The organism is Pseudomonas sp. JL2, from assembly GCF_031570495.1.
GTDB lineage: Bacteria > Pseudomonadota > Gammaproteobacteria > Pseudomonadales > Pseudomonadaceae > Aquipseudomonas > Aquipseudomonas rhizophila.
This window is the reverse complement of record NZ_JAKUDH010000036.1, coordinates 16759-40591: the sequence shown is the minus strand read 5'-3', so window position 1 is coordinate 40591 and position 23833 is coordinate 16759. Positions and strand designations below refer to the sequence as shown.

The 23833-nt window shown below is 61.9% G+C and carries 20 protein-coding genes; 4 read left to right on the top strand and 16 right to left on the bottom strand.

The window, feature by feature from the left end; translation table 11 throughout:
* Nucleotides 1-262: 262 nt before the first annotated feature.
* From MKS85_RS27555 to MKS85_RS27500, 12 genes are all read right to left on the bottom strand, one after another.
* Nucleotides 263-2197 (bottom strand): methyl-accepting chemotaxis protein, encoded by a 1935-nt coding sequence (locus MKS85_RS27555; RefSeq protein WP_139048558.1) that lies wholly within the window; start codon nucleotides 2195-2197, stop codon nucleotides 263-265.
* 150 nt (nucleotides 2198-2347) lie between these two features.
* Nucleotides 2348-3640 carry an adenylosuccinate synthase gene (locus tag MKS85_RS27550; RefSeq protein ID WP_003186407.1) on the bottom strand — a complete coding sequence of 431 codons (1293 nt, stop codon included), beginning with the start codon at nucleotides 3638-3640 and terminating at the stop codon, nucleotides 2348-2350.
* Nucleotides 3641-3694: 54 nt separating this feature from the next.
* Complete coding sequence (locus MKS85_RS27545; RefSeq protein ID WP_188252153.1) at nucleotides 3695-4882, bottom strand: ATP phosphoribosyltransferase regulatory subunit; 1188 nt, start codon at nucleotides 4880-4882, stop codon at nucleotides 3695-3697.
* 313 nt (nucleotides 4883-5195) lie between these two features.
* Nucleotides 5196-6065 (bottom strand): protease modulator HflC, encoded by an 870-nt coding sequence (gene hflC, locus MKS85_RS27540; RefSeq protein ID WP_047227313.1) that lies wholly within the window; start codon nucleotides 6063-6065, stop codon nucleotides 5196-5198.
* Nucleotides 6065-7237, bottom strand: a complete 1173-nt coding sequence (hflK, locus tag MKS85_RS27535; protein WP_139048559.1) for an FtsH protease activity modulator HflK — start codon at nucleotides 7235-7237, stop codon at nucleotides 6065-6067. Before hflK ends, hflC begins: the two co-directional genes overlap by 1 nt.
* Nucleotides 7238-7322: 85 nt before the next feature.
* Nucleotides 7323-8624 (bottom strand): ribosome rescue GTPase HflX, encoded by a 1302-nt coding sequence (gene hflX / locus MKS85_RS27530; protein WP_160893732.1) that lies wholly within the window; start codon nucleotides 8622-8624, stop codon nucleotides 7323-7325.
* 12 nt (nucleotides 8625-8636) lie between these two features.
* A complete protein-coding gene (gene hfq / locus MKS85_RS27525) occupies nucleotides 8637-8897 on the bottom strand; it encodes an RNA chaperone Hfq (RefSeq protein ID WP_047227310.1) in 261 nt (86 codons plus the stop codon).
* A 91-nt stretch (nucleotides 8898-8988) separates the two neighbouring features.
* Entirely contained in the window at nucleotides 8989-9960 is a 972-nt protein-coding gene (gene miaA, locus MKS85_RS27520) for a tRNA (adenosine(37)-N6)-dimethylallyltransferase MiaA (RefSeq protein WP_160893734.1), read from the bottom strand.
* Nucleotides 9960-11873 carry a DNA mismatch repair endonuclease MutL gene (mutL, locus tag MKS85_RS27515; protein WP_076382898.1) on the bottom strand — a complete coding sequence of 638 codons (1914 nt, stop codon included), beginning with the start codon at nucleotides 11871-11873 and terminating at the stop codon, nucleotides 9960-9962. The genes miaA and mutL overlap by 1 nt, the downstream gene beginning before the upstream one ends.
* Nucleotides 11870-13300 carry an N-acetylmuramoyl-L-alanine amidase gene (locus MKS85_RS27510; RefSeq protein ID WP_047227307.1) on the bottom strand — a complete coding sequence of 477 codons (1431 nt, stop codon included), beginning with the start codon at nucleotides 13298-13300 and terminating at the stop codon, nucleotides 11870-11872. The genes mutL and MKS85_RS27510 overlap by 4 nt, the downstream gene beginning before the upstream one ends.
* A complete protein-coding gene (gene tsaE / locus MKS85_RS27505; protein ID WP_047227306.1) occupies nucleotides 13300-13770 on the bottom strand; it encodes a tRNA (adenosine(37)-N6)-threonylcarbamoyltransferase complex ATPase subunit type 1 TsaE in 471 nt (156 codons plus the stop codon). The genes MKS85_RS27510 and tsaE overlap by 1 nt, the downstream gene beginning before the upstream one ends.
* The gene (locus MKS85_RS27500) at nucleotides 13758-15257 is read right to left on the bottom strand and encodes an NAD(P)H-hydrate dehydratase (RefSeq protein ID WP_188252154.1); all 1500 of its coding nucleotides are present in this window, start codon (nucleotides 15255-15257) and stop codon (nucleotides 13758-13760) included. Before MKS85_RS27500 ends, tsaE begins: the two co-directional genes overlap by 13 nt.
* Nucleotides 15258-15320: 63 nt before the next feature.
* On the opposite strand from MKS85_RS27500, the gene queG reads away from it, so the two are divergent.
* Complete coding sequence (gene queG, locus MKS85_RS27495; RefSeq protein ID WP_188252155.1) at nucleotides 15321-16400, top strand: tRNA epoxyqueuosine(34) reductase QueG; 1080 nt, start codon at nucleotides 15321-15323, stop codon at nucleotides 16398-16400.
* On the opposite strand, the gene MKS85_RS27490 is transcribed toward queG, so the two are convergent.
* On the bottom strand, nucleotides 16382-16996 hold the full coding sequence (locus MKS85_RS27490; protein ID WP_171061284.1) for a trimeric intracellular cation channel family protein: 615 nt from the start codon (nucleotides 16994-16996) through the stop codon (nucleotides 16382-16384). The two genes, queG and MKS85_RS27490, sit on opposite strands and share 19 nt — an antisense overlap.
* Before the next feature lie 370 nt (nucleotides 16997-17366).
* Nucleotides 17367-17909 (bottom strand): oligoribonuclease, encoded by a 543-nt coding sequence (gene orn / locus MKS85_RS27485; RefSeq protein ID WP_047227302.1) that lies wholly within the window; start codon nucleotides 17907-17909, stop codon nucleotides 17367-17369.
* 252 nt (nucleotides 17910-18161) lie between these two features.
* On the opposite strand from orn, the gene rsgA reads away from it, so the two are divergent.
* Nucleotides 18162-19193, top strand: coding sequence for a small ribosomal subunit biogenesis GTPase RsgA (gene rsgA / locus MKS85_RS27480; RefSeq protein WP_188252156.1), 1032 nt, complete (start codon nucleotides 18162-18164; stop codon nucleotides 19191-19193).
* 173 nt (nucleotides 19194-19366) lie between these two features.
* Here the strand turns inward: rsgA and motB are convergent, their stop codons facing one another.
* Together motB and motA are read right to left on the bottom strand one after the other, a co-directional pair.
* Nucleotides 19367-20404: a flagellar motor protein MotB gene (motB, locus tag MKS85_RS27475; RefSeq protein WP_188252157.1), complete on the bottom strand. Its 1038-nt coding sequence runs from the start codon at nucleotides 20402-20404 to the stop codon at nucleotides 19367-19369.
* Between the two features lies 1 nt (nucleotide 20405).
* A complete protein-coding gene (gene motA / locus MKS85_RS27470) occupies nucleotides 20406-21257 on the bottom strand; it encodes a flagellar motor stator protein MotA (protein WP_139048564.1) in 852 nt (283 codons plus the stop codon).
* Between the two features lie 166 nt (nucleotides 21258-21423).
* Here motA and MKS85_RS27465 point away from each other — a divergent pair, with 166 nt between their 5' ends.
* Together MKS85_RS27465 and MKS85_RS27460 are read left to right on the top strand one after the other, a co-directional pair.
* Nucleotides 21424-22962, top strand: a complete 1539-nt coding sequence (locus MKS85_RS27465; protein ID WP_188252158.1) for an HDOD domain-containing protein — start codon at nucleotides 21424-21426, stop codon at nucleotides 22960-22962.
* A 42-nt stretch (nucleotides 22963-23004) separates the two neighbouring features.
* Nucleotides 23005-23820 (top strand): rhodanese-like domain-containing protein, encoded by an 816-nt coding sequence (locus MKS85_RS27460; protein WP_139048566.1) that lies wholly within the window; start codon nucleotides 23005-23007, stop codon nucleotides 23818-23820.
* Nucleotides 23821-23833 lie beyond the last annotated feature (13 nt).

Genomic DNA, 23833 nt, shown 5'->3' with positions numbered 1-23833 from the left:
GCAAGGTCGTGGAAGTTCGAGTCTTCTTCTGGGCACCAATTCAAGCTTCAAGGTTACGGCCTTGAACTCACAAAAACCCGCGAAAGCGGGTTTTTGCGTTTCTGGGGTTGGCGATTTATTCGCTCACGACAAGATGCCTCTGAGCCACTGAAACCGCTATCGCGAGCAGGCTCGCTCCCACACGGGATCTCCAGCGCTCACAGATACTCTGTTCACAGTGGATCAATGTGGGAGCGAGCCTGCTCGCGATGAGGCCAGCCCATCAAGCCCGGAACTGCCCCAGGCTCGCCTTCAACTGCGCCGCCAGACTATCCAATACCTTGCCACTGGCCGTGGTCTCGACCACAGCCTGAGCCGCTTTCTCGGCCTGGGCGTGAATGGTTTCCACCCGCCCACGCACCGCTTGCGCACCTTGCGCCTGGTGAGCCGCCGCTTGCGTGGCCAGACCGATGGCCGCATGCACCTGCTCTACAGAGGTCTGTACCGACTGCTGCAAGCGCGCGCTGTCACGCAACACCAACAACCCCTCACTGGCCTGACGCCCGGCCTGGCCGATGGCAGCCACCGCCTCGCGAGCGCCCTGCTGCAGCGCGACGATATGCGCCTGGATGTCGCCGGTCGAACTCTGGGTCTTGCTTGCCAGCGCCCGCACCTCGTCGGCAACCACTGCGAACCCACGCCCGGTTTCCCCGGCCCGCGCCGCTTCGATGGCCGCGTTCAAAGCCAGCAGGTTGGTTTGCTCGGCAATGCCGTGAATGACCGTGAGCACCACTTCGATCTGCTCGCTCTGTTGCGCCAGCCGCTCGATGACTTTTGCCCCCGTATCGACCTGCCCTGCCAGCGCTTCGATCAAACCACCGACCTTGGCCGAGGTTCGGGTGTTTTCGTCGGTAGCCTTGCGAATCTCCACCACCTGCTGCAAGGCAGCCTGCATCGCCTGGCTTTCCGATTGCGCTTCATCGGCCATCTGCGACAGCGCCCGCAAGCTCTCGGCCACTTCATCACGTTGCATTCCGGCCGCCGCATCGGCACCGGAGTTACGCAAGGTCATTGCACCGATTTCCACACCGGTGCGCTGGGCCACATCCCCCGCCTCTCGCACGATGGGCTGCAACTTATCCACAAAACGATTGACCGCCGAGGCCATCTCGCCGATTTCGTCCTTGCTGCTGATTTGCACGCGCTTGGTCAGGTCGCCCTCACCCGCCGCCAGATCGTTCATCGCGGCAATCAACAGTTTCAAACGATTGACCACTCGCCGCCCCAACACCACAGCCAGCAGCACCAGCACGCCAAACCCCACCAGCGCCAGACCCAGGCCGATGCGCCAGCGCAAAGTGCCCGCAGCGTCCTGCACGGTGGTGGCGGTGTTGGCCTGCATTTGCGTCGCGGTGGACTGAGCCGACTCCAGGCGCCCGCGCATTGCCGTGGCGCTGTCGGCTGCCGCACCCTTGAGGCTATCGCCCACCAACTGGTCGCCACTGGCGATCAAGGCCGAGAAGCGCTGGTCCAACGCTTTCAAGTCAGCTTCAACGGAGGCCGTGGAAACACCCATCAACACCTTGCCGATCTCTACGCCGTTGGGGTTGATCGAGGCCTCAAGGTAATACACCGAAGGGTCGTTCTTCGCCGCGTCCAACACCTTGTCCAGCGCCCGGTCGCCCTGGCCTTTCTCCAACAAAGCCTTGTTGATCGGGTTCTCCCGATTCAGGTAGCGAGTCAGGTGCTGGCCGGTGGCGTCGTCATAAATGACGAAGAGTACGTTGGGATTGCGCTGGGCCCGACGGGCAAACTCGGAGAGCGCAGGCACGTCGCTGTCCCACATGGCGCGGGGCGCAACCGAAGCCAGGAGTTGCGCCATATCATTGGCAGAGTCCTTGAGCGATTTTTCCAGCGTCGCCCGCAACTGTGCCTGCTCATCCTTCAGCCGCGTAGATAAACCGGCGGTGAGGCGCTGACGAGTGCTGGCAGACAAGCTGTCCAGGCTCGACGTCACTTCACGCCCGGCCTGCTCCAGTTCGCCAGACAACTTCTGGCTGTCGCCGCCGAGCCGCGCCTCCAGATCTGCCTCCAGCGCAGTGACCGTGCTTCGCGTCAGCGCGACAGCGACCAGCACCTGCACCAAAAGGGCGACACCAAGAGTAACGAACACAGGCCGCAACAGGCGGCTTTGTAACAATGAGAGAACGGCCGACACAGGGAATCCCTCTACTAACGCCATTAATTTGATGGCACTTCACAAGAAGCACTTATTATTCATGGTGTATAGCAAGTGTCGTGCCGTCTGGCAGGCAGAAACGACAAAGGACCCAAACGAGGGTCCTTTGTGTTTTACATCAACGACTTATCAGGCAAACGGGTGACGCAGAACGATGGTTTCGTTGCGGTCCGGCCCCGTCGAAATAATGTCGATCGGTGCACCGACCAACTCTTCGACGCGCTTGATGTAATTGCGAGCCGCCACTGGCAGCTCTTCCAGGGTCTTGGCACCCACGGTCGACTCAGTCCAGCCTGGCATCTGCTCGTATACCGGCTCCAGACCGATGTAGCTGTCAGCGTCAGTCGGTGCGTCGATGACCGCGCCGTCCTGATTCTTGTAGCCCACGCAGATGTTGATGGTTTCCAGGCCGTCCAGTACGTCCAGCTTGGTCAGGCACAGGCCCGAGATACTGTTGACGTCGATGGCGCGACGCAGGATGACGGCATCGAACCAGCCGCAACGACGTGCACGGCCGGTGGTGGCGCCGAACTCATGACCACGCTTGGCCAGGAACGCACCAACATCATCGAACAGCTCGGTCGGGAACGGACCCGAACCGACGCGAGTGGTGTACGCCTTGGTGATACCGAGGATGTAGTCCAGGTACATCGGCCCAAAACCCGAGCCGGTGGCGATGCCGCCGGCAGTGGTGTTGGAACTGGTGACGTACGGATAGGTACCGTGGTCGATGTCCAGCAGCGACCCTTGGGCACCTTCGAACATGATGTCCTTGCCCGCGCGACGCAGCTCGTGCAGCTCGGCAGTGACGTCGAGCATCATCGGCTTGAGCAGCTCAGCGTACTCCATGCACTCATCCAGGGTTTTCTGGAAGTCGATGGCCGGCTCTTTGTAGTAATTGACCAGAACGAAGTTGTGGTAGTCCAGCAACTCGCCCAGCTTGGCGGCGAAGCGCTCACGGTGAAACAGGTCACCGATGCGCAGGCCACGACGGGCCACCTTGTCTTCGTAGGCCGGGCCGATGCCGCGACCGGTGGTGCCGATCTTCAGCTCGCCACGGGCCTTTTCGCGGGCCTGGTCCAGCGCAACGTGATAGGACAGGATCAGCGGGCAGGACGGGCTGATACGCAGGCGCTCGCGCACCGGTACGCCTTTCTCTTCCAGCTTGATGATTTCCCGCAACAAGGCGTCAGGGGCAACCACCACCCCGTTGCCGATCAGGCACTGCACGCCTTCGCGCAACACGCCCGACGGAATCAGGTGCAGTACGGTTTTCTCACCGTCGATCACCAAGGTGTGACCTGCGTTGTGGCCACCCTGGTAGCGCACTACGGCGGCAGCATGTTCGGTCAGCAGATCAACGATCTTGCCTTTGCCCTCATCACCCCACTGGGTGCCCAGGACTACGACATTCTTACCCATAACACTTGTCCTCATTCGCGCAAACTTGGTGCCGGCCGCAGCCGGCAGGAAAACTCAAGAAGCCAGCGGCAATACTTGCCAAAGCCCGTTCTGCTGAATCAATTGCCGGTCGCAGTCCGCTTCACGGGCGGCGGCCAAAGGCTGCCCAGGCAAGGCCTGGACGACACGCTGACCCTCACTGCGCAACTGGCAGACCGTCTGCCAGAGTGCTGCATCCGTACTGTCAGGCATCCAGATACCGCCAGACGGTAGCTCGACTTCAGCACGCCCCAGGGTCACCAGGGTTTTCAAATCGGTAGAGAAGCCGGTCGCCGGACGGGCACGACCGAAGTCGGCGCCAATATCATCGTATCGACCGCCCTGAGCGATGGACTGGCCAACCCCCGGCACGAACACCGCGAACACCACACCGGTGTGGTAGTGATAACCGCGTAGTTCACCCAGGTCGAAATACAGCGGCAGCTCGGGGAAACGCACCGACAGCCGCCCGGCAATCGCCAGCAAATCGTCCAGTGCCGCGAGCACCGGTGCCGGCGCATGGGCCAGCCGCTCGCGGGCAGCGGCCAGCACTTCGCGACCGCCGCACAGATCCACCAGCGCCCGCAACATGCCGGACAGATCGGCCGGCAGGCCTTCGGTCAGACTGATCACTTCATCGATGGCCTTGCGCTGCAAGGCATCGAACAACTGCTGCTCCACTTCGCCGGACAAACCGGCCGCACGCGCCAGGCCACGATAGATGCCGACGTGGCCCAGGTCCATGTGGACATCTGGTACGTCGGCCAGTTGCAGCATGGCAAGCATCAGGCTGATGACTTCCACGTCGCTGCTCGGGCTGGCGTCGCCATACAACTCGGCACCCAGCTGGATCGGACTGCGCGAAGACGACAGGGCGCGCGGCTGGGCGTGCAGCACACTGCCGGCATAGCACAGACGGCTCGGACCTTCACGACGCAGGGTGTGGGCGTCGATACGCGCCACTTGCGGCGTGATGTCGGCACGAAAGCCCATCTGCCGGCCCGACTGCGGGTCGATAACCTTGAAGGTGCGCAGATCCAGGTCCTGGCCCGCGCCGGTCAGCAGGGATTCCAGGTACTCGATATGCGGGGTAACGACGAATTCGTAACCCCAGCTCTGGAACAGATCCAACACCTGCCGACGCGCTACTTCAATACGCGCAGCTTCCGGTGGCAGTACTTCTTCGATGCCATCTGGCAGCAGCCAGCGGTCTACCGTTGCCATTACGCCATTCCCCTATGGTCCGGGCGGCCAGCCCTCGGGCAAGCCTTGAGTGAAGCAGAAAATGCCCGCCCCATGCGCAAACCCCGCGCATGAGCAACGTGACGAATGGCCTGTAGTCGGCCTCGCCAAGCACTTTCCTCGAAAAACCTGTCGAGCCGTTCAACCCGACGCCTGCAACAAAAACCGCAATCGAACGTGCAGACGCAAAAAAGCCGGGAATTTCCCGGCTGCCGCATCATACACACGTTTTCCCAAAGGATCACCCCGCCCGACGCTTTAGCCGCCGGGCGGAGTGCTTCAGGTCAACGTCGCATCAAGGCTTGGACTTTTCCAGGTACTGGAAGAAGTCGCTGCTTGGGTCAAGGACCAGGACGTCGGATTTGTCCGCAAAGCTTTCACGGTAGGCACGCAGGCTACGGTAGAACGCGTAGAACTCCTGATCCTGACCATAGGCCTTGGCGTAGATCGCAGCGGCCTGGGCATCACCGTCACCGCGCAGCTCTTCCGATTCACGGTAGGCTTCGGCCAGCAATACGCGGCGCTGACGATCGGCGTCGGCACGGATGCCTTCAGCCAGCTCGTTACCCTTGGCGCGGTGCTCGCGAGCTTCACGCTCACGCTCGGTGCTCATCCGCTCGAACACACTGCGGTTCACTTCCTTGGGCAGGTCGATGGCCTTGACCCGGACATCGACAACTTCGATACCCAGCTCTTTTTCCGCCATCGCGTTCAGCGAACGAGTGATGTCGGCCATGAGCGCATCACGCTCACCAGACACGACTTCATGCAGCGTACGCTTACCGAACTGGTCACGCAGGCCCGACTCAAGACGACGGGACAGACGCTCGTCGGCAATCTGCTTGAGACCGGAAGTCGCGGTGTAGAAGCGCTCGGCATCTTTCACGCGCCACTTGGCGTAGGCGTCCACCATCACGGCTTTCTTTTCCAGCGTCAGGAAGCGTTGTGTCGGTGCATCCAGTGTCATCAGGCGGGCATCGAACTTACGCACCTTGTTGACGTACGGCACTTTCACATGCAGGCCCGGCTGGACATCCGCCTGGACCACGCGACCGAATTGCAGCAACACCGCACGCTCGGTCTGAGCCACGATGTAGAAGCAGTTCCAGGCAGCGATCGCCACGACGACACCGACAATAAGGGCGATCAGCGATTTATTGCTCATCAGCGACTCTCCCTGGTACGTGCTTGCTGTTGCTGCTGCTCCGCCGCCGCGCGGGCATTGGCTTCATTGCTGGCCGCTGCCGTGCTGGACGGTGGCGTGCCGGTTTTACGACTGCCTTCGACCATCTTGTCCAGCGGCAAGTACAGCAGATTGCTCTGGCCGTTCTTGTTGCCGGTCACGAGGACCTTGCTGGTGTTGCTGAAGACTTCCTGCATGGTGTCCAGGTACAGACGCTCACGGGTGACTTCAGGCGCCTTGCGATACTCGCTCACCAGTTTGGTGAAGCGATCTGCCTCACCCTTGGCGCGGGAGACCACTTCGTCGCGGTAACCGTTGGCATCTTCAATGATGCGCTGGGCCTGACCACGGGCTTCCGGCACCACGCCGTTGGCGTAGGTCTCGGCCTGGTTGCGCGAACGCTGCTCGTCTTCACGGGCACGGATCACGTCATCGAAGGCTTCCTGGACTTCACGCGGTGCCGCTGCGCTCTGAACGTTGACCTGGGTAACGGTGATACCGGTGCGATAGGTATCGAGGAACCTTTGCAGGCGCTCCTTGATTTCGCTGGCCATCAACTCACGACCTTCAGTCAGCACCTGATCCATGGCGGTAGAGCCCACCACATGACGCAAGGCACTTTCAGTGGCGTGCTGCAGGCTGATTTCCGGTTGGTCGACGTTCAGCACGAAGTCTTGCAGATTGGAAATCTTGTATTGCACGGTCAGCGGCACTTCGACGATGTTCTCGTCTTCGGTGAGCATCTGGCCCTGCTTGGTATAGGCACGCTCACGCGTGACGTTTTCCATGAACTTCTTGTCGATCGGCGGGAAATAGATGTTCAGACCCGGACCGACAGTCTCGTAGTACTTGCCGAAGCGCAGCACCACGGCCTGCTCCTGCTCGTCCACGACATATACCGCGCTGTACAGCCAGACAGCCGCGAGCACGACGAGACCAATGCCGAGCAGGCCATAACCGCCACCCTTGCCCGAACGGCCACCACCATCGTCACCGCGTTTCTTACCACCACCGAACAAACCGTTCAGGCTTTCCTGCAGCTTTCGGAAGGCCTCGTCGAGATCCGGCGGCCCCTTGCGGTCGCCGTTGTTACGACGTTTTCCACCCCAGGGATCCTGATTATTCGAGTTGCCACCCGGCTCATTCCAAGCCATAGCGCTCTCCATCTGATAAAGCAAAGACGCACCCACGGCGCGCCGACCAATGCTACAGAATGCCTGACACAGCTTTCTCAGGCTTTTATTGCAAAGTGTGTTGCTCGATGAATTCCATCGGCTGCAGCCCTTCGCGACTGACCAGTCGATTGAGCTCCGCCCGAGGCAGGCGAACCGCCAGCAGGCAGACGCCTTCTTCGTCGTGTTCTTCTTTCTGCACCGCTCCGAGCTCAAAGAACTGGGCCCGCAGCCGAGCGAAACGTTGCGGCAACTTCAGCGTGCCAACAAACAAGTCGTTGCCCAGCAGCTCCGCCACGGCCTGCTTGAGCAGGTCGAGGCCGGAGCCGTCGCGGGCCGATAACCAGACCCGCTGCGGTTTGCCATCGGCATCACGCTGGATCTGCGGCTCCACGCCTTCGAGCAAATCGAGTTTGTTGTATACCTCGAGGATCGGCAAGTCCTGGGCTCCGATCTCGCCCAGCACCACCATGACCTGCTCGATCTGCAGCATCCGGTCCGGCTCGGCGGCATCGATCACGTGCAGCAGCAGGTCGGAGTTGCTCGACTCTTCGAGCGTAGCCCGGAAAGCCTCCACCAGTTTATGCGGCAAGTGCCGAATGAAGCCCACGGTGTCGGCCAGCACAATCGGCCCGAGGTCGTCCAGATCGAGCCGGCGCAGGGTCGGATCGAGCGTGGCGAACAACTGGTCGGCGGCGTAGACATCGGACTGGGTCACGTTATTGAACAGCGTCGATTTGCCGGCGTTGGTGTAACCCACCAATGAAACCGTCGGGATATCAGCACGCTTGCGGCCACGCCGGGATTGCTCGCGCTGGCTGCGGACCTTTTCCAGACGCCCCTTGATCTGGCGCAGGCGAACCCGCAGCAGGCGCCGGTCGGTTTCCAGCTGGGTCTCACCCGGACCGCGCAGACCGATCCCCCCCTTCTGCCGCTCAAGGTGGGTCCAGCCACGAACCAGGCGCGTACTCATGTGCTCAAGCTGGGCCAGTTCGACCTGGAGCTTGCCTTCATGGGTACGGGCGCGTTGGGCGAAGATATCGAGAATCAACCCCGTCCGGTCGATCACGCGACACTCGAACACGCGCTCGAGGTTACGCTCCTGACTGGGCGTGAGGATGTGATTGAAAATCACCAGGTCGACCTGCTCGGTTTTGACCAGGTCGCGCAGTTCCTCGACCTTGCCGCTACCTATCAGGTATTTGGCGGTTGGCCGATGACGCGGCACGTTAAAAAACGCGACGGTCTCGGCGCCGGCCGAAAGTGCCAATTCCTGAAACTCCTGCGGATCTTCGCGCGCCTCAGGGTCTTGTCCATCCAAGTGAACGAGAATGGCCCGCTCACCCCCACCGTGGCGCTCAAAGAACAAAGGAGACTCCTATCAAGCGTTACCCGGTTCAGCGTCACCGGCTTCGGATTCGGTTGCGCTAGGCAGACGAATCGCACGCACAGGCACTACTGTCGAGATCGCGTGCTTGTAGACCATCTGGCTGACGGTGTTTTTCAACAGGATGACGAACTGGTCGAAAGACTCGATATGGCCTTGCAGTTTGATCCCGTTGACCAGATAGATGGACACCCCAACTTTCTCTTTACGTAAAGTGTTCAAGTAAGGGTCTTGTAGCGAATGCCCTTTTGACATGTGCCGCACTCCTTTAAGGATCAATAATTAAAATCGGAATCAGATGGCTTGGGCCGTCACACCCCCAAGGATAGACGGCAATTGCAAGGACTCAGCTCAATATGGAGATGGTCCCAAGGTATTTCAAGGCGCGCGGCAGATTGTCGCAATCAAGACTGTCAAGCCAATGCAAGTCAGTCCAGCTCCGCAGCCAGGTGAACTGGCGTTTCGCCAATTGGCGCGTGGCAATGATTCCACGCTCCTGCATCTCGGCTGACGTCAGCTTGCCGTCCAGATAGTCCCAGACCTGTCGATAACCCACCGCACGTATAGACGGCAACCCGGCATGCAGGTCACTTCGCTCACGCAGGGCTACGACCTCGTCTATGAATCCCTGTTCCAACATTAATGTGAATCTTTGTTCAATTCGCCGATGCAGCACTTGCCGGTTCGCCGGAGCGATGGCCAGATTGGCGACAGTATAGGGCAATTGTTGCATTCCCGAAGCGGCTGCTTCAGTACTTTGCGCAGATTGTCGCTGTCGCAGGGCCGTCATGCTCTGCCCGCTGACCCGATAGACCTCCAGCGCCCGGCTGAGCCGTTGCGGGTCGTTGGGGTGAATGCGGGCCGCCGACTCCGGGTCGATGACCGCCAGTTGCTCATGCAGGGCTTGCCAGCCAAGGCGTGCAGCCTCTTCTTCGATCTGCGCGCGCACGTTGGGATCGGCAGCCGGCATGTCCGCCAGCCCCTCGACCAGAGCCTTGTAGTACAGCATCGTGCCGCCCACCAGCAGCGGAATCTTGCCTCTGGCGGTGATGTCGGCCATGGCCTGAAGGGCATCGCGACGAAAATCCGCTGCCGAGTAAGCTTCGGCCGGATCCAGGATGTCGATCAGTCGGTGCGGGAACTCGGCCAGCAGCTCTTTTGACGGCTTGGCCGTGCCGATGTCCATGCCCCGGTAGACCAAGGCCGAATCGACGCTGATCAGCTCGCAGGGCAGCACTTTGGTCAACTCAATGGCCAGGTCGGTCTTGCCGGCTGCGGTCGGCCCCATCAGAAAGATCGCAGGTGGTAACTGGCTCATCAACGACCGCGCAGGAACAGTTTGTCCAGGTCGTCCAGGCCCAGTTGGGTCCAGGTCGGCCGGCCATGGTTGCATTGGCCGCTGCGCTCGGTGTTTTCCATATCCCGCAGCAGGCCATTCATTTCCGGCAAGGCCAGACGCCGGTTGGCGCGGATTGCGCCGTGGCAGGCCATGGTGCCGAGCAGTTCGTTCAGGTGCGCCTGGATCCGGTCGCTGGTGCCGTACTCCATCAGGTCCGCCAGCACGTCGCTGACCAGTCGGTTGGCCTCGGCCTGCTTCAACAACGCCGGGATCTGCCGGATCGCCAGGGTTTCCGGGCCCAGGCGCTGCAGCTCAAAGCCCAGGCGCTGGAACCAGCTCACATGCTCCTCGGCGCAATCGGCCTCACGCTGACTGACCGCCAGGGATTCAGGCACCAATAGCGGTTGCCCGCTAAGGCCTTCGCTGGCCATGGCGATCTTCAGCCGCTCGTACATGATCCGCTCGTGGGCGGCATGCATGTCTACCAGGACCAGGCCCTGGGCATTTTCCGCGAGGATATAGATGCCTTTGAGCTGCGCCAGGGCATAACCCAGTGGCGGAATGTCACCCTGGCCGTCCGGCAACGCCGCCGCACCGGCCTCAGGCAGGGGCTTGAAGAACTCGCGATAAGCCGCCTGAGCTTCGGCGGCGGGCACGCTCGATTGCGCACGCGGGGTGTATTGGTACTGGTAACCGCTGCCCGCGCCGGTCCCGGCGGCGTTGTAGGTCGGCTGGGGCTGGGGTTGCTCCAGCAGTGCGTTGGCGGCCAGGCGCATTTCGCCCTGAGGCCCGAATTCGCCAGCCTCCAGCCCCGTTGGCCGGACCATGCCGGCAACTGCCGCCGGTGCCGCCAATTGATCTTCGGGGCGCACATCGCCCAAGGCGCGGTGCAAGGTGCCGTAAAGGAAATCGTGCACCATGCGCCCGTCACGGAAGCGTACTTCATGCTTGGTGGGATGGACGTTGACGTCCACCACCGCGGGATCGACTTCGAAAAAAAGCACGAACGTTGGATGCCGACCGTTGAACAACACGTCGCGATAGGCCTGGCGCACCGCATGGGCCACCAGCTTGTCGCGCACCGCCCGCCCGTTCACGTAAAAGTACTGCAAGTCCGCCTGGCTGCGAGAAAAAGTCGGCAGCCCGACCCAGCCCCACAGGTGCAGGCCATTGCGCTCCACTTCGATGGGCAGAGCCTGCTCCAGGAACCCGGCACCGCACACCGCGCCGACGCGTCGAGCACGGGCCGCATCATCATGGGCCTCGTGCAGGCTGAGGATGGTCTTGCCGTTGTGGCGCAAATGGAACGCCACGTCAAAACGCGCCAGCGCCAGACGCTTGATGACTTCCTGCAAATGATCGAATTCGGTCTTCTCGGCCTTGAGAAACTTGCGCCGCGCCGGGGTATTGAAGAACAGGTCGCGCACTTCCACCGAGGTGCCCACCGGATGGGCCGCGGGCTGGACGCGAGAGGCCATGTCCCGGCCTTCGGTCTCGACCTGCCAGGCCTGGTCGGCTTCGCGGGTACGCGAGGTGAGCGTCAGGCGCGACACCGAACTGATGGAGGCCAGCGCCTCGCCACGGAACCCCAGGCTCATGACCCGCTCGAGGTCTTCCAGATCGCGGATCTTGCTGGTGGCGTGGCGCGCCAGGGCCAACGGCAGGTCGTCGGCAGGAATGCCGCCACCGTCATCGCGCACACGCAGCAGCTTGACACCGCCCTGCTCGACATCCACATCGATGCGCCGGGCCCCGGAGTCGAGGCTGTTCTCCAGCAACTCCTTGATCACCGACGCCGGACGCTCGACCACCTCACCGGCAGCGATCTGGTTCGCCAGCCGGGGGCTGAGCAGTTCGATGCGGGCAGTGCTGCCGGTCAGTTCATCGCTCATTGCTTGACCACCACTTCGTTGCCGGGAATGGTCAGGGTCTGGCCGATCTTGAGCTCGTCGCTCTTGAGATTATTGGCACTGCGCAACGACGCGGGCGACACCTGATAGCGCACCGCGATCATTGCCAGGGTTTCGCCAGGATTGACCCGATGGTCTCGCGGCCCCTGGGCGATCTTGCCGGAGTCTCGTAGCCAGGCGATGTAGGTGCCCGGTGGCGGGTTCTGCTGGAAGAACTGTCGCACGCCGCTGCTGATGGAACGGGCCAGGGCCTGTTGGTGGCTGGAGGATGTCAGCTTCGAGGCTTCGTTGGCGTTGGAGATGAACCCGGTTTCCACCAGAATCGACGGGATATCCGGCGACTTGAGCACCATGAACCCGGCCTGCTCGACGCGTCGCTTGTGCAGCGGCGTGACACGCCCAATGTTGCTCAAGACTTTTTGACCGACGTTCAGGCTGGACGTCAGCGAGGCGGTCATCGACAAATCGAGCAGCACACCGGCGAGCATGCGGTCCTTGTCATCGAGGCTGACGTTACCGGCACCGCCAATCAGGTCGGAACGGTTTTCGCTGTCAGCCAGCCAACGGGCGGTCTCGGAGGTGGCCCCCCGGTCAGACAGGGCAAACACCGAGGCCCCGAACGCGGCTTTTGAAGGGGCGGCGTCGGCATGGATCGAGACGAACAGGTCCGCGCCCTTCTTGCGGGCGATTTCGGTACGGCCACGCAAGGGGATGAAATAGTCTCCGGTACGGGTCAGCTCCGCGCGAAAGCCCTTCATACCATTGACCTGACGCTGCAACTCACGGGCGATGGACAACACCACGTCCTTTTCACGCTGCCCTCGCGAGCCAGAGGCACCCGGGTCCTCCCCCCCGTGACCGGCATCGATCACAACGATGATATCGCGCTTGCCGGAAGGCGCCGGCGGTAGCTTGAGAGCAGGCTCGGTCGGCGTGACCGGCACCGCCGGCACTGTGGCGACTTTGGTCGGCGGCGCAGGCGGTGGCGCGGCATCGCCCGGGTTGTCGAACAAGTCCACCACCAGTCGGTTGCCGTACTGGGCGTTGGGCGCCAGGGTGAAGCTTTTCGGGGTAACCGCCTTATTCAGATCGACGACCACCCGCAGGTCAGTCGGCGTGCGCTGAGCCGAGCGAATGGCCGTGATCGGCGTGTTGGCGGTGGCGGCTGTCAGCGGCGCCCCCAGGGATGCGCCATTGATGTCGATCACCAGGCGATCCGGAGCGGTCAGGGTGAATACGCTGTGCTGCACCGGTCCCGTCAGGTCGAACACCAGACGAGTGTTGTCCGGCGCCCGCCACAGACGAACGCTGCTGACCTTCGTCTGTGCCACAGCATCGACGGCCAGTGCCGTAAGCAACATTCCTACGACAGCAACCACCGCGCGAAAGCGCATACCAAACCCCATCATCAATTAGTTTCCAGTGCCAAAGCGGCACACCACGACTCGCCACGCGAGCCTTGCGGCGTCAGTATCAACGAACGCCCGCCGTTCTGCGCGCCAATGGTAATGGTCAGGTCGGGCTTTGGCAAAAAGCCTGCACCCTTCTGGGGCCATTCGATCAGACACAAGGCGTCATCTTCGAAGTAATCGCGGATACCGAGGAATTCCAACTCTTCAGGGTCCACCAGTCGGTACAGGTCAAAATGAAAGGCACGAATGTCGCCGATTTCGTAGGGTTCAACCAACGTGAACGTAGGACTTTTCACTGCGCCGACGTGTCCCAGGCCACGAATAATGCCGCGGGACAAGGTGGTTTTTCCCGCGCCGAGGTCGCCCTCCAGAAAAATCAGACCATGGCCTGCCGTGGTACGCGCAATGCGCGCCCCCAATTGCGTCATGGCTTGTTCGTCCGCCACGTACAGGGTTACTTCAGACACGGTGAATGCTCCTCCAACAACTGACGAATGGCCGGGATCAGATCGGTCGCCGCCAATCCCCGGCCCGACTGACCGGCTTGCGCACCGGCATTGGCATGCAGCCACACCGCCAGGCAGGCGGCGTCAAAGCCATCCATGCCTTGGGCGAGCAACGCACCGACCACCCCGGCCAGTACATCCCCGAGGCCTGCCGTGGCCATGGCCGGATGGCCCTGGCTGCAAACCGACAGGCGACCGTCTGGACTGGCAATCAGGCTGCCAGCGCCTTTGAGAATCACTGTGGCCGCGTATTTTTTGCTCAATGCGTGGGCCGCCGCCGGACGATCGGCCTGCACCTGAGCCGTGGAGATACCCAGAAGCCGCGCCGCCTCGCCCGGATGAGGGGTGATCACACAGTGCGCGGGCAAACTGACCGCGCCACTGCTCAGCAGGTTCAGCGCATCGGCATCCCACACCTGGGGCAGCGATGCGTTGGCCGCCGCCGACAACAAGCTACGTCCCCACGCCGCCTGACCGAGGCCCGGCCCCACCACCAACACGCTGACCTGCTCAAGCAACCCCATCAATTGGTTTGCTGAGTGGGTGCCCTGCACCATGACTTCGGGTAAACGCGTCAGCGCAGCCGTCACATGCTCGTTGCGAGTGGCCATGGACACCATCCCCGCGCCGCAACGCAGGGCACTCTCGGCGCTCATCTGGATGGCGCCGCCAAAACCTCGATCGCCGCCGATCAATAGAACATGACCGAACTTGCCTTTGTGGGATGCGCGCGCGCGCGGCGTCAGACCCGGCAGATTAGCGGGCTGCAGAAGCCGGGCCGTGGCCGGCGCCGCCTCGACGATGTCGGGATCGGCATGCAGATCATTGAATATCAGTTCACCGACCCGGTCCGCCGCATCGCCTGTGAACAGGCCCAGCTTCAGGCCGATAAAGGTTACGGTCAGGTCGGCCGTCACTGCCGTACCCAGCACCCGTCCCGTGTCGGCACACAAGCCCGAAGGGATATCCACCGCGGCCACTGGCAGGCCACTGACATTGATGGTGTCGATTGCCCGAACGTAGGGCTCGCGTACCTCGCCACTCAATCCCGTGCCGAGCAAGGCGTCGAGCAGCACACCGCGCAAGTCGGACTCGTCCGACCATGGCTCCACCGGCACACCCACCGCCACCGCCTCGGCGTGGGCATTGGCGGCATCCCCCTGTAAACGCCGGGGCTCACCCACCGTCAGCACCCGCACTGACCAGCCGGCACGGCGGGCCAGGGTCGCCACCAGATAACCGTCGCCGGCGTTGTTGCCATGCCCGGCCAGCACGGTCAGCTCGCTGGCGTCTGGCCAGTGCCGGACAATGGCGCGCCAGGTGGCGCGGGCGGCTCGCTGCATCAATTCGAAGCCAGTCGTGCCTGCCGCAATCAGCTGTGCGTCAAGGGCCCGGACCTGCGCGGCACTGTACAGCGCGTCGGGAAAATCATCTTTAGTGTGCGGCATGCGTCTTCGGGCTCCGATGTCTGGCAGAATTATACGCATCTCAGCTCCGGTTTCTCTCGCCTCATGCCTGCCATCCCCACAGATCTCCCCGCCCTCGCCCAATCCATCAAGGACTGGGGCCGCGAGCTGGGTTTCCAGCAGGTCGGCATCAGCGGCCTGGACCTGGCCGAGCATGAGCAACATTTGCAGCGCTGGCTCGACGCGGGCTATCACGGCGAGATGGACTACATGGGCGCCCACGGCAGCAAACGCTCGCACCCCGAGGAACTGGTGCCGGGCACAGTGCGTGTGGTTTCCCTGCGCATGGACTACCTGCCGGGCGACACGCAAATGGCGCAGATGCTCGGCCAACCGGAAAAAGCCTACGTCTCGCGTTATGCATTGGGCCGCGATTACCACAAATTGATCCGTAAACGCGTGCAGCAGCTGGCAGAAAAAATTCAGGCGGTCATTGGCCCCTTCGGTTATCGGGCCTTCGTTGACAGCGCACCGGTGCTGGAAAAAGCCATCGCCGAGCAGGCAGGGCTGGGCTGGATCGGTAAAAACACCCTGGTACTGAACCGCAAGGCCGGCAGCTACTTCTTCTTGAGCGAGCTGTTTGTCGACCTGCTGCTGCCGGTTGACCCGCCCCACGCCAGCGAACACTGCGGAAAATGCACCGCATGCCTGGACATCTGCCCTACGAATGCCTTCGTCGGCCCCTACGTCCTGGATGCCCGACGCTGCATTTCCTACCTCACCATCGAACTCAAAAGCGCCATCCCCGAGGAACTGCGGCCATTGATCGGCAACCGGGTGTTCGGTTGCGATGACTGCCAGATCGTCTGTCCGTGGAACCGCTTCGCCCGACCGTCCGGAGAAAGCGACTTCAAACCGCGACACAACCTGGACAACGCCGGGTTGGCCGAGTTGTTCATGTGGGACGAGGAAAAATTCCTCAGCAGTACCGAGGGCTCGCCCCTGCGCCGCGCCGGGTACGAACGCTGGTTGCGCAACCTGGCGGTGGGGCTGGGAAATGCACCTTCAACCATCCCGGTCATGCAAGCGCTTGAAGCGCGGCGCGATTACCCATCGGAACTGGTGCGCGAGCATGTGGAGTGGGCGTTGCGCCAACACGCCGAGCGTCAGACCTCGTCGTTGTAGACGAACTTCGGCATTTCCCAGTGAAAGCGGATCGCCAGGAGCCGCAACAGGAAACCGCCGAACAAGGTGATGAGGATCGCCTGTTCACTCGGCAACTGCAGATAGACACACAGCATGTAACACCACGCTGCGGCAAACGAAACGCTGGCATAGAGCTCGCGACGGAAGATCAGCGGGATATCGTTGCAAAAAATGTCCCGCAGGATGCCGCCGAAAACGCCGGTAATCACGCCGCTGACCGAAGCCACCAACATGCCGTGGCCCATTTCCAGGGCGGTCATGCAGCCGATCAGGGTGAACGCCACCAGGCCCACGGCGTCAAGCACCAGGAACAACGAGCGCAAATGGCGCATCCAGCGCGCCAGGATCACCGTCAGCATCGCGGCCGCGGTGGTCAGCACCAGATATTCCGGGTGCCTGACCCAGGTGAGCGGGTAATGACCGAGCAGCACATCGCGCACCGAGCCGCCACCCAACGCGGTGACGCAGGCGATCAGCACCACGCCAAACCAGTCCATGCCACGACGCCCGGCAGACAAAGCCCCAGTCATGGCTTCGGCGGTGATGGCGATCAGGTAAAGCATCAGCAACATGATGGCGGTCCTTGCAGGAAGGCGCGCAGTCTAGCCAGTTTGGGCAGGCACCAAAAGAGGGCGCGACACCGTCTTCTGCCTGAGCGCCATGCCGCCCGTTCAAACTNCATGATGGCGGTCCTTGCAGGAAGGCGCGCAGTCTAGCCAGTTTGGGCAGGCACCAAAAGAGGGCGCGACACCGTCTTCTGCCTGAGCGCCATGCCGCCCGTTCAAACTACCCCTGTGGCGAGGGAGCTTGCTCCCGCTCGGCTGCGCAGCAGTCGCCAAACCGGACAACTCGATCTACCTGAAGCTGTTGGGCCTGCTTCGCAGGCCAGCGGGAGCAAGCTCCCTCGCCACAAAAGCGTGCTCGCACAACAGCCGAGGAGCCGACTTAGAACTTGATGAAGTGCTTACGGTAGTGCTGCAGCTCGGCGATGGACTCGCGGATATCGTCCAGGGCCAGGTGGCTGCCGCCCTTCTGGAAGCTGTCACGCACCTCAGGTGCCCAGCGGGCGGCCAGTTCCTTGAGGGTGGAGACGTCCAGGTTGCGGTAGTGAAAGTAGCTTTCCAGGGATTTCATATGGGTATAGAGAAAGCGACGATCCTGGCAGATGCTGTTGCCACAGATCGGTGACTTGCCCTTGGGCACCCACTGCTCAAGAAAGGCGATGGTTTGGGCTTCGGCCTCAGCCATGCTGATTTTGCTCTCGCGCACCCGTTGGGTCAGGCCTGAGCCGCCGTGCTGGCGAGTGTTCCATTCGTCCATACCCGCCAGGACCTCGTCGCTGTGATGGATCGCGATCACAGGGCCTTCGGCCAGGGTGTTGAGATCACTGTCGGTGACGATGGTGGCCATTTCGATGATGACGTCGGTGTCCGGGTTCAGACCGGTCATTTCCAGGTCGATCCAGATCAGGTTCTGCGGGTTCTGCATGGGGGAGCTCCTCGGCGTAGCTGCGCAGTTTAGCTTAGGCTTTGAACGAAAAGTGCCTGCGCGACGATCATGCTGCGTTGAAAACAGCCTCGGAATGCTCATTGACCACCAGTCAACGCTGCTTCCTCGCCTGTTTTCGCCCTGCCTGCTCGCTGCTCGGCGACTTTTCGTTCAAACCCGAGGCTGGGCCTTGAGCGTGCTAAACTCGCGGCCGTTTTTACCTAATCGCTGCATTCTTCATACGGAACACCCATGGCCAAACGCCAACTCAATCGTCGTCAAAACTGGCGCATCGAAAAGATTCAGGGCGAGCGCGCCGCCCGCGCCGCCAAACGCGAATCCAGCGCGGTACAAGCGCTGGAGGGCGGCGACCTGGGCCCTGAACAGACCGGCCTGGTGATCGCGCACTTCGGTGTACAGGTCGAGGTCGAGGCCCGTGAAGGCGAATTGGCCGGCCAGGTATTCCGCTGCCACCTGCGCGCCAACCTGCCGGCCCTGGTCACTGGTGATCAGGTGGTCTGGCGTGCCGGCAACCAAGGCATCGGCGTGATCGTGGCTCAACTGCCGCGCCACACCGAACTGTGCCGTCCGGACAGCCGAGGCCAGCTCAAGCCGGTGGCGGCCAACGTCGACATGATCGTCATCGTCTTCGCCCCGCTGCCCGAGCCCCACGCCAACCTGATCGACCGCTATTTGGTCGCGGCCGAACACGCCGGCATCCGCCCCTTGTTGCTGCTCAACAAATTCGACCTGATCGATGAACACAACGCCCCGGCGCTGAACGCATTGCTCTCGGTCTATCGGCAATTGGGCTACCCGGTGCTGGAAGTTTCGGCTCACCACGGCGATGGCATGGGGAAATTGCAGGAACAACTGGACGGGCGCATCAGCGTGTTTGTCGGCCAGTCCGGTGTCGGCAAGTCGTCGCTGGTCAACAGCCTGCTGCCGGAAGTCGAGACGCGCGTCGGGCCGTTGTCCGAGCTGTCCGGCCAGGGCACTCACACCACCACCACTGCGCGGTTGTTCCACTTCCCCGGCGGCGGTGAATTGATCGACTCGCCGGGCATCCGCGAGTTTGGCCTGGGCCACGTCAGCCGAGCCGATGTGGAAGCGGGGTTCATCGAGTTCAACGACCTGATCGGCACCTGCCGTTTCCGCGACTGCAAGCACGACCGCGAACCCGGTTGCGCCCTGCTCAAGGCGCTGGAAGACGGTCGTGTGCAGCAGCAACGGATGAACAGCTATCGCTCGATCATCGCCAGCTTGCCGGAAAGCAGTTACTGATCCGAAAGGAAGACAAGCCGGACACAGTTGTGGCGAGGGGATTTATCCCCGCTGGGGCGCGAAGCGCCCCCCCCTTTTTATTCAACCCCGAATATCAGATGAAAAAAGAGGGGCTGCTTCGCAGCCCAACGGGGATAAATCCCCTCGCCACAGGTTTACGCTCGCCAGTCAGGTCACTGCGCAGGCGGCTCGGCCGGTTTCGGCGCGAGATCATCGAACAGATTCAGACGTTCGCGCACCTCATGGGCGGGAACAGGCTGCTGGTCCGCCGGCAATGCGTTCGGATCCGCCGCCGCGCCGGGCGTAACCGGCACTTCACCCGGCGCGCCGGCGCCCTGGGCCGGGTCCGGCGCCGGGTCATCGGTTTGCGAACCTTCGATGGCTTTCTGGGCCTTCTTGGTCAACACCACGATATCGATCCGCCGGTTGACCGGGTTGAACGGGTCTTTGCGGTCGAACAGCGCCGAGGAGGCATAACCGACTACCCGCGCCACCTGCTCGTCCGGATAACTGCCGGCCACCAGGGCCCGACGAGCCGCGTTGGCGCGATTGGCGGAGAGTTCCCAGTTACCGAAATCGCCTTTGCCGATGAAGGGCTTGGCATCGGTATGGCCACTGATGCTGATCTTGTTCGGCACCGCTTTGATGGTGTCGGCCATGGCCAGCAGAATATCTTCGAAATAAGGTTTCAGGCGCGCGCTGCCAGAGTCGAACATCGGACGATTCTCGGCGTCCATGATCTGGATGCGCAAGCCGTTCGGCGTGATTTCGAACAGGATCTGGTCCTTGAACTTCTGCAGTTCTGGGTTCTCTTCCACTTTGTTCTGCAACTCTTGCAGCAACAACTCCAGACGCTCGCGCTCGACCTCCTCGGCCATGCCTTCGGCGTCATTGGCGTCTACCGTCGCCTTGTCGGGCTGAGGCTGGGATTCGACTTCAGGGTTGAGGGTGTTTTCCGGCGCCAGGACCGGCGAGCCGCCCAGGTCGATGATGTACGGCGTGCCGCTTTCGGAAAAACCCACCGGGTCCTTGAAATAACCGGCGATGGCGATTTTCTGCTCTGGAGTCGCGGTAGACAGCAGCCACAGCACCAGAAAGAACGCCATCATCGCCGTCGCGAAGTCGGCGAAGGCGATTTTCCAGGCGCCCCCGTGATGCCCGCCGGCTATGCGCTTGACGCGCTTGATAATGATCGGCTGGTTGTTTTCCATCTTAGCGACCGCGAACCGCTTGTTCTAACTCGGCGAAGCTTGGACGGTGCGCCGGGTACAGGACCTTGCGACCGAACTCCACAGCCAGCGATGGAGGCATGCCCGAGGCCGAGGCCACGAGCGAAGCCTTGATGGCTTCGTAGACATTGAGTTCTTCCTTGGCGTCGTGGGCCAGGGAATGGGCCAACGGGCCAAAGAAGCCATACGCGGCGAGAATACCGAAGAAGGTACCTACCAGTGCCGCACCTACGTGCAGGCCGATAGATGCCTGGTCGCCTTCGCCCAGGGAGGCCATGGTCACCACGATGCCCAATACCGCCGCGACGATACCGAAACCCGGCATGCCGTCGGCGATGCCGTTGACCGCGTGAGACGGGTGCTCCAGGTCTTCCTTGAGGCTGTACAGTTCCATGTCGAACAGGCCTTCGAGCTCATGGGGAGCCATGTTGCCGGACGACATGATGCGCAGGTAATCACAGACGAACGCCGTCATGCGCTCATCCTTGAGCACCGTGGGGTACTTGGCGAAGATCGGGCTGGACGCTGCGTCTTCGATATCCCCTTCGATCGCCATCATGCCTTCGCGGCGGCTCTTGTTGAGGATCTCGTAGATCAGCCCCAGCACCTCAAGGTAGAAAGTGTGGCTGAAACGCGAGCCGAACATGCTCAAGGACTTTTTGAGCACGTGCATCGTCATGTAGCCGGGGTTGGCCTGCAGGAATGCGCCAAGGGCCGCGCCGCCGATGATCAGAACCTCAAAGGGCTGGATCAGGGCGGCAATCTTGCCATGGGAGAGCACGTATCCGCCCAGAACGCTCGCGAACACGACAATGATGCCGATAATTTTAGCCATAGATAGAAAGTACTTATTTAAGTCGGGTTCAAGGTCATATTCGGAAGCTGAAAAATCTCTTCTTCTACTTATCGGCAAAACTGCGCCAGACTATAGCCAGTTCAGGCGAAAAGCCAATTTGCCCCGTTCCGGGCGTAGATACTCCCTATGATGATCGCGTCCAGCCATGGCTAATGAAACGAAGGTTCCAACTCCACGACCGAACACGCTCGAAGGCTGGGTCAAGCTGCTCGAGGGCGTCCATCTGCCAGTGCCGCAAGCCAGTCATGACCTGGTCTGCAAAGCCATTGCCGACAGCCGCCGCTCACTGCGCGACATTGCCGAGCTGATCCAGGACAGCCCCGCCCTGGCGCTGAGCGTCATTCGTGAAGCCAACCATCACACCCATGGCAACTTTGCCGAACCGGCAGAAAATCTCGAAGTGGCCATCAACCGCCTCGGCCTCAAGCGCACCGAAGAACTGCTCGCCCGCCTGCCCTCGTTGCCGGAACAGCAAATCCCCCTCGCGCTGCGCCAACTGCAATTGATCAGCCAGCACGCAACGCAACAGGCCAATGGTTTTTTTGCCAGTCGCCTGGCGCGGCTGTGGCAAGACATCCACTGGGGCAGCCTGCTGTTTCTGTCACCGCTCTGGCCGCTGGCCCTGACTCATCCGGGATTGCTGGGCGAGTGGGAATTGCGGGTTGTCCATAAAGGCCAGTCAGCGAGCAAAGTGGAGCGCGAGCTGTTCGGCGTCAGCCTGCTGAAAATCTGCCTGGCGCTGGTGGAGACCTGGCGCCTGCCGGCCTGGGTGGCGCAGGGCTACCGCCTGCTGCTCAACGAACGCCGCGAGCTGGTGAAAGTGCTGCGCATCGCCCGGGACAGTGAACACCCGCTGCGCCAGCAGAATCGCCTGGACGATGACCCGACCCTGCGGCGCTGGCTCAATCAGCCAGCCAACACCGTGCTGCTAGCCAACGGCCTGGCCCTTTCAGCGCAACAGGCGTGGGACGGCCCTCACAGCACCCGCTGGCAATATCTGACAAGTTTGTATCTGCAGATGTCCATGGATGAGGTCCAGCAGCAATTGCACCAGCAAGCCGTCATCAGTGCCCGCCACAACACCATGCCGGACCTCTGGCATCCGGCTGTGGCGTTGATCTGGCCCTGGGGCAGCCGACGCGTCCACCCGGGGCTGCTGCCGGCCGCCCCGCCCAGCGCCGAAGACCTGACCCAGTGGCGCAAGCAATGCGCCGAATTGCTGCTGGAACCGAGCCCGTTCAGCAACGCCATGCACCTGACCACCTCGGCACGGGACGCCTTGGTGGCCTGCGGCATGCGGCGGGTGATGATTCTGATGGCCGACCGCAGCCAGACCAGCTTGCGCGTGCATCAGATCGCCGGCCTGCCCAAAGAAGCGGCGGCCATGAGTTTTTCCATCAGCCAAAGCAAAGTGTTGCAACGGTTGCAGGCCCAGCAGGCCCAGGTTCGCCTGAACCCGGACAACAACGCTCAGTTTTCGGCGTTGCTGCCGCCGGGCCTGCGCAGCCTGTTTCGCGGCGAACACCTGCTGCTGCGTTCACTGACCTGCAACGGCCGGGTGATCATGCTGGTGGCGGTGGACCAGGGCGGCGGGCCCTTCTCGGACGTGACGGTGCAAGCCTTCGGTAAAACCGTGCAGTGTATCGAACGCGCCTTGCACAGCTTTACCAACCGCGGTCGCTGATCTTGATACAATCTTTTCCCTTTGCGCCCCTGGAGACCTCACATGCCTGACTTCTCTGGCTTGCCGCTGGTAATCGAGCCGAGCGACCTGCTGTCGCGCCTCGACGCCCGCGAACTGATTCTGGTGGACCTGACCAGCGCCGCCCGCTATAGCACCGGGCACATCCCTGGCGCACGCTTCGTCGACCCCAAGCGCACCCAACTGGGCCAGCCCCCGGCACCAGGCCTGTTGCCAGCAAAAGCCGACCTCGAGACGCTGTTCGGCGAACTGGGGCACAACCCGAATGCGGTCTACGTGGTCTATGACGATGAAGGCGGTGGCTGGGCCGGGCGCTTTATCTGGCTGCTGGATGTGATCGGCCATTCGAACTACCACTACCTCGACGGCGGCTTGCTGTCGTGGCTGGACGAAGGCCTGCCGGTGTCCACTGAAGTGCCGCCGTCCGCCACAGGCCCGGTGAACCTGACCCTGCACGATGAACCCACCGCCACCCGCGAATACCTGCAAAGCCGCCTCGGTGCCGCTGACCTGGCGATCTGGGACGCACGCGGGCCGCTGGAATATTCCGGCGAGAAAGTCGTCGCAGCCAGGGGCGGACATATTCCCGGCGCGATCAACTTCGAATGGACCGCCGGCATGGATCAGGCACGCAACCTGCGCATCCGCAGCGACATGCCGCAGATCCTCGAACAGTTGGGCATCACGCCTGACAAAGAAATCATCACCCATTGCCAGACCCACCACCGCTCTGGCTTCACCTATCTGGTGGCCAAGGCGCTCGGTTATCCGCGAGTCAAAGGCTATGCCGGCTCCTGGGGCGAATGGGGCAACCACCCTGATACCCCCATCGAGCTCTGAAGGTTCTTAAGGA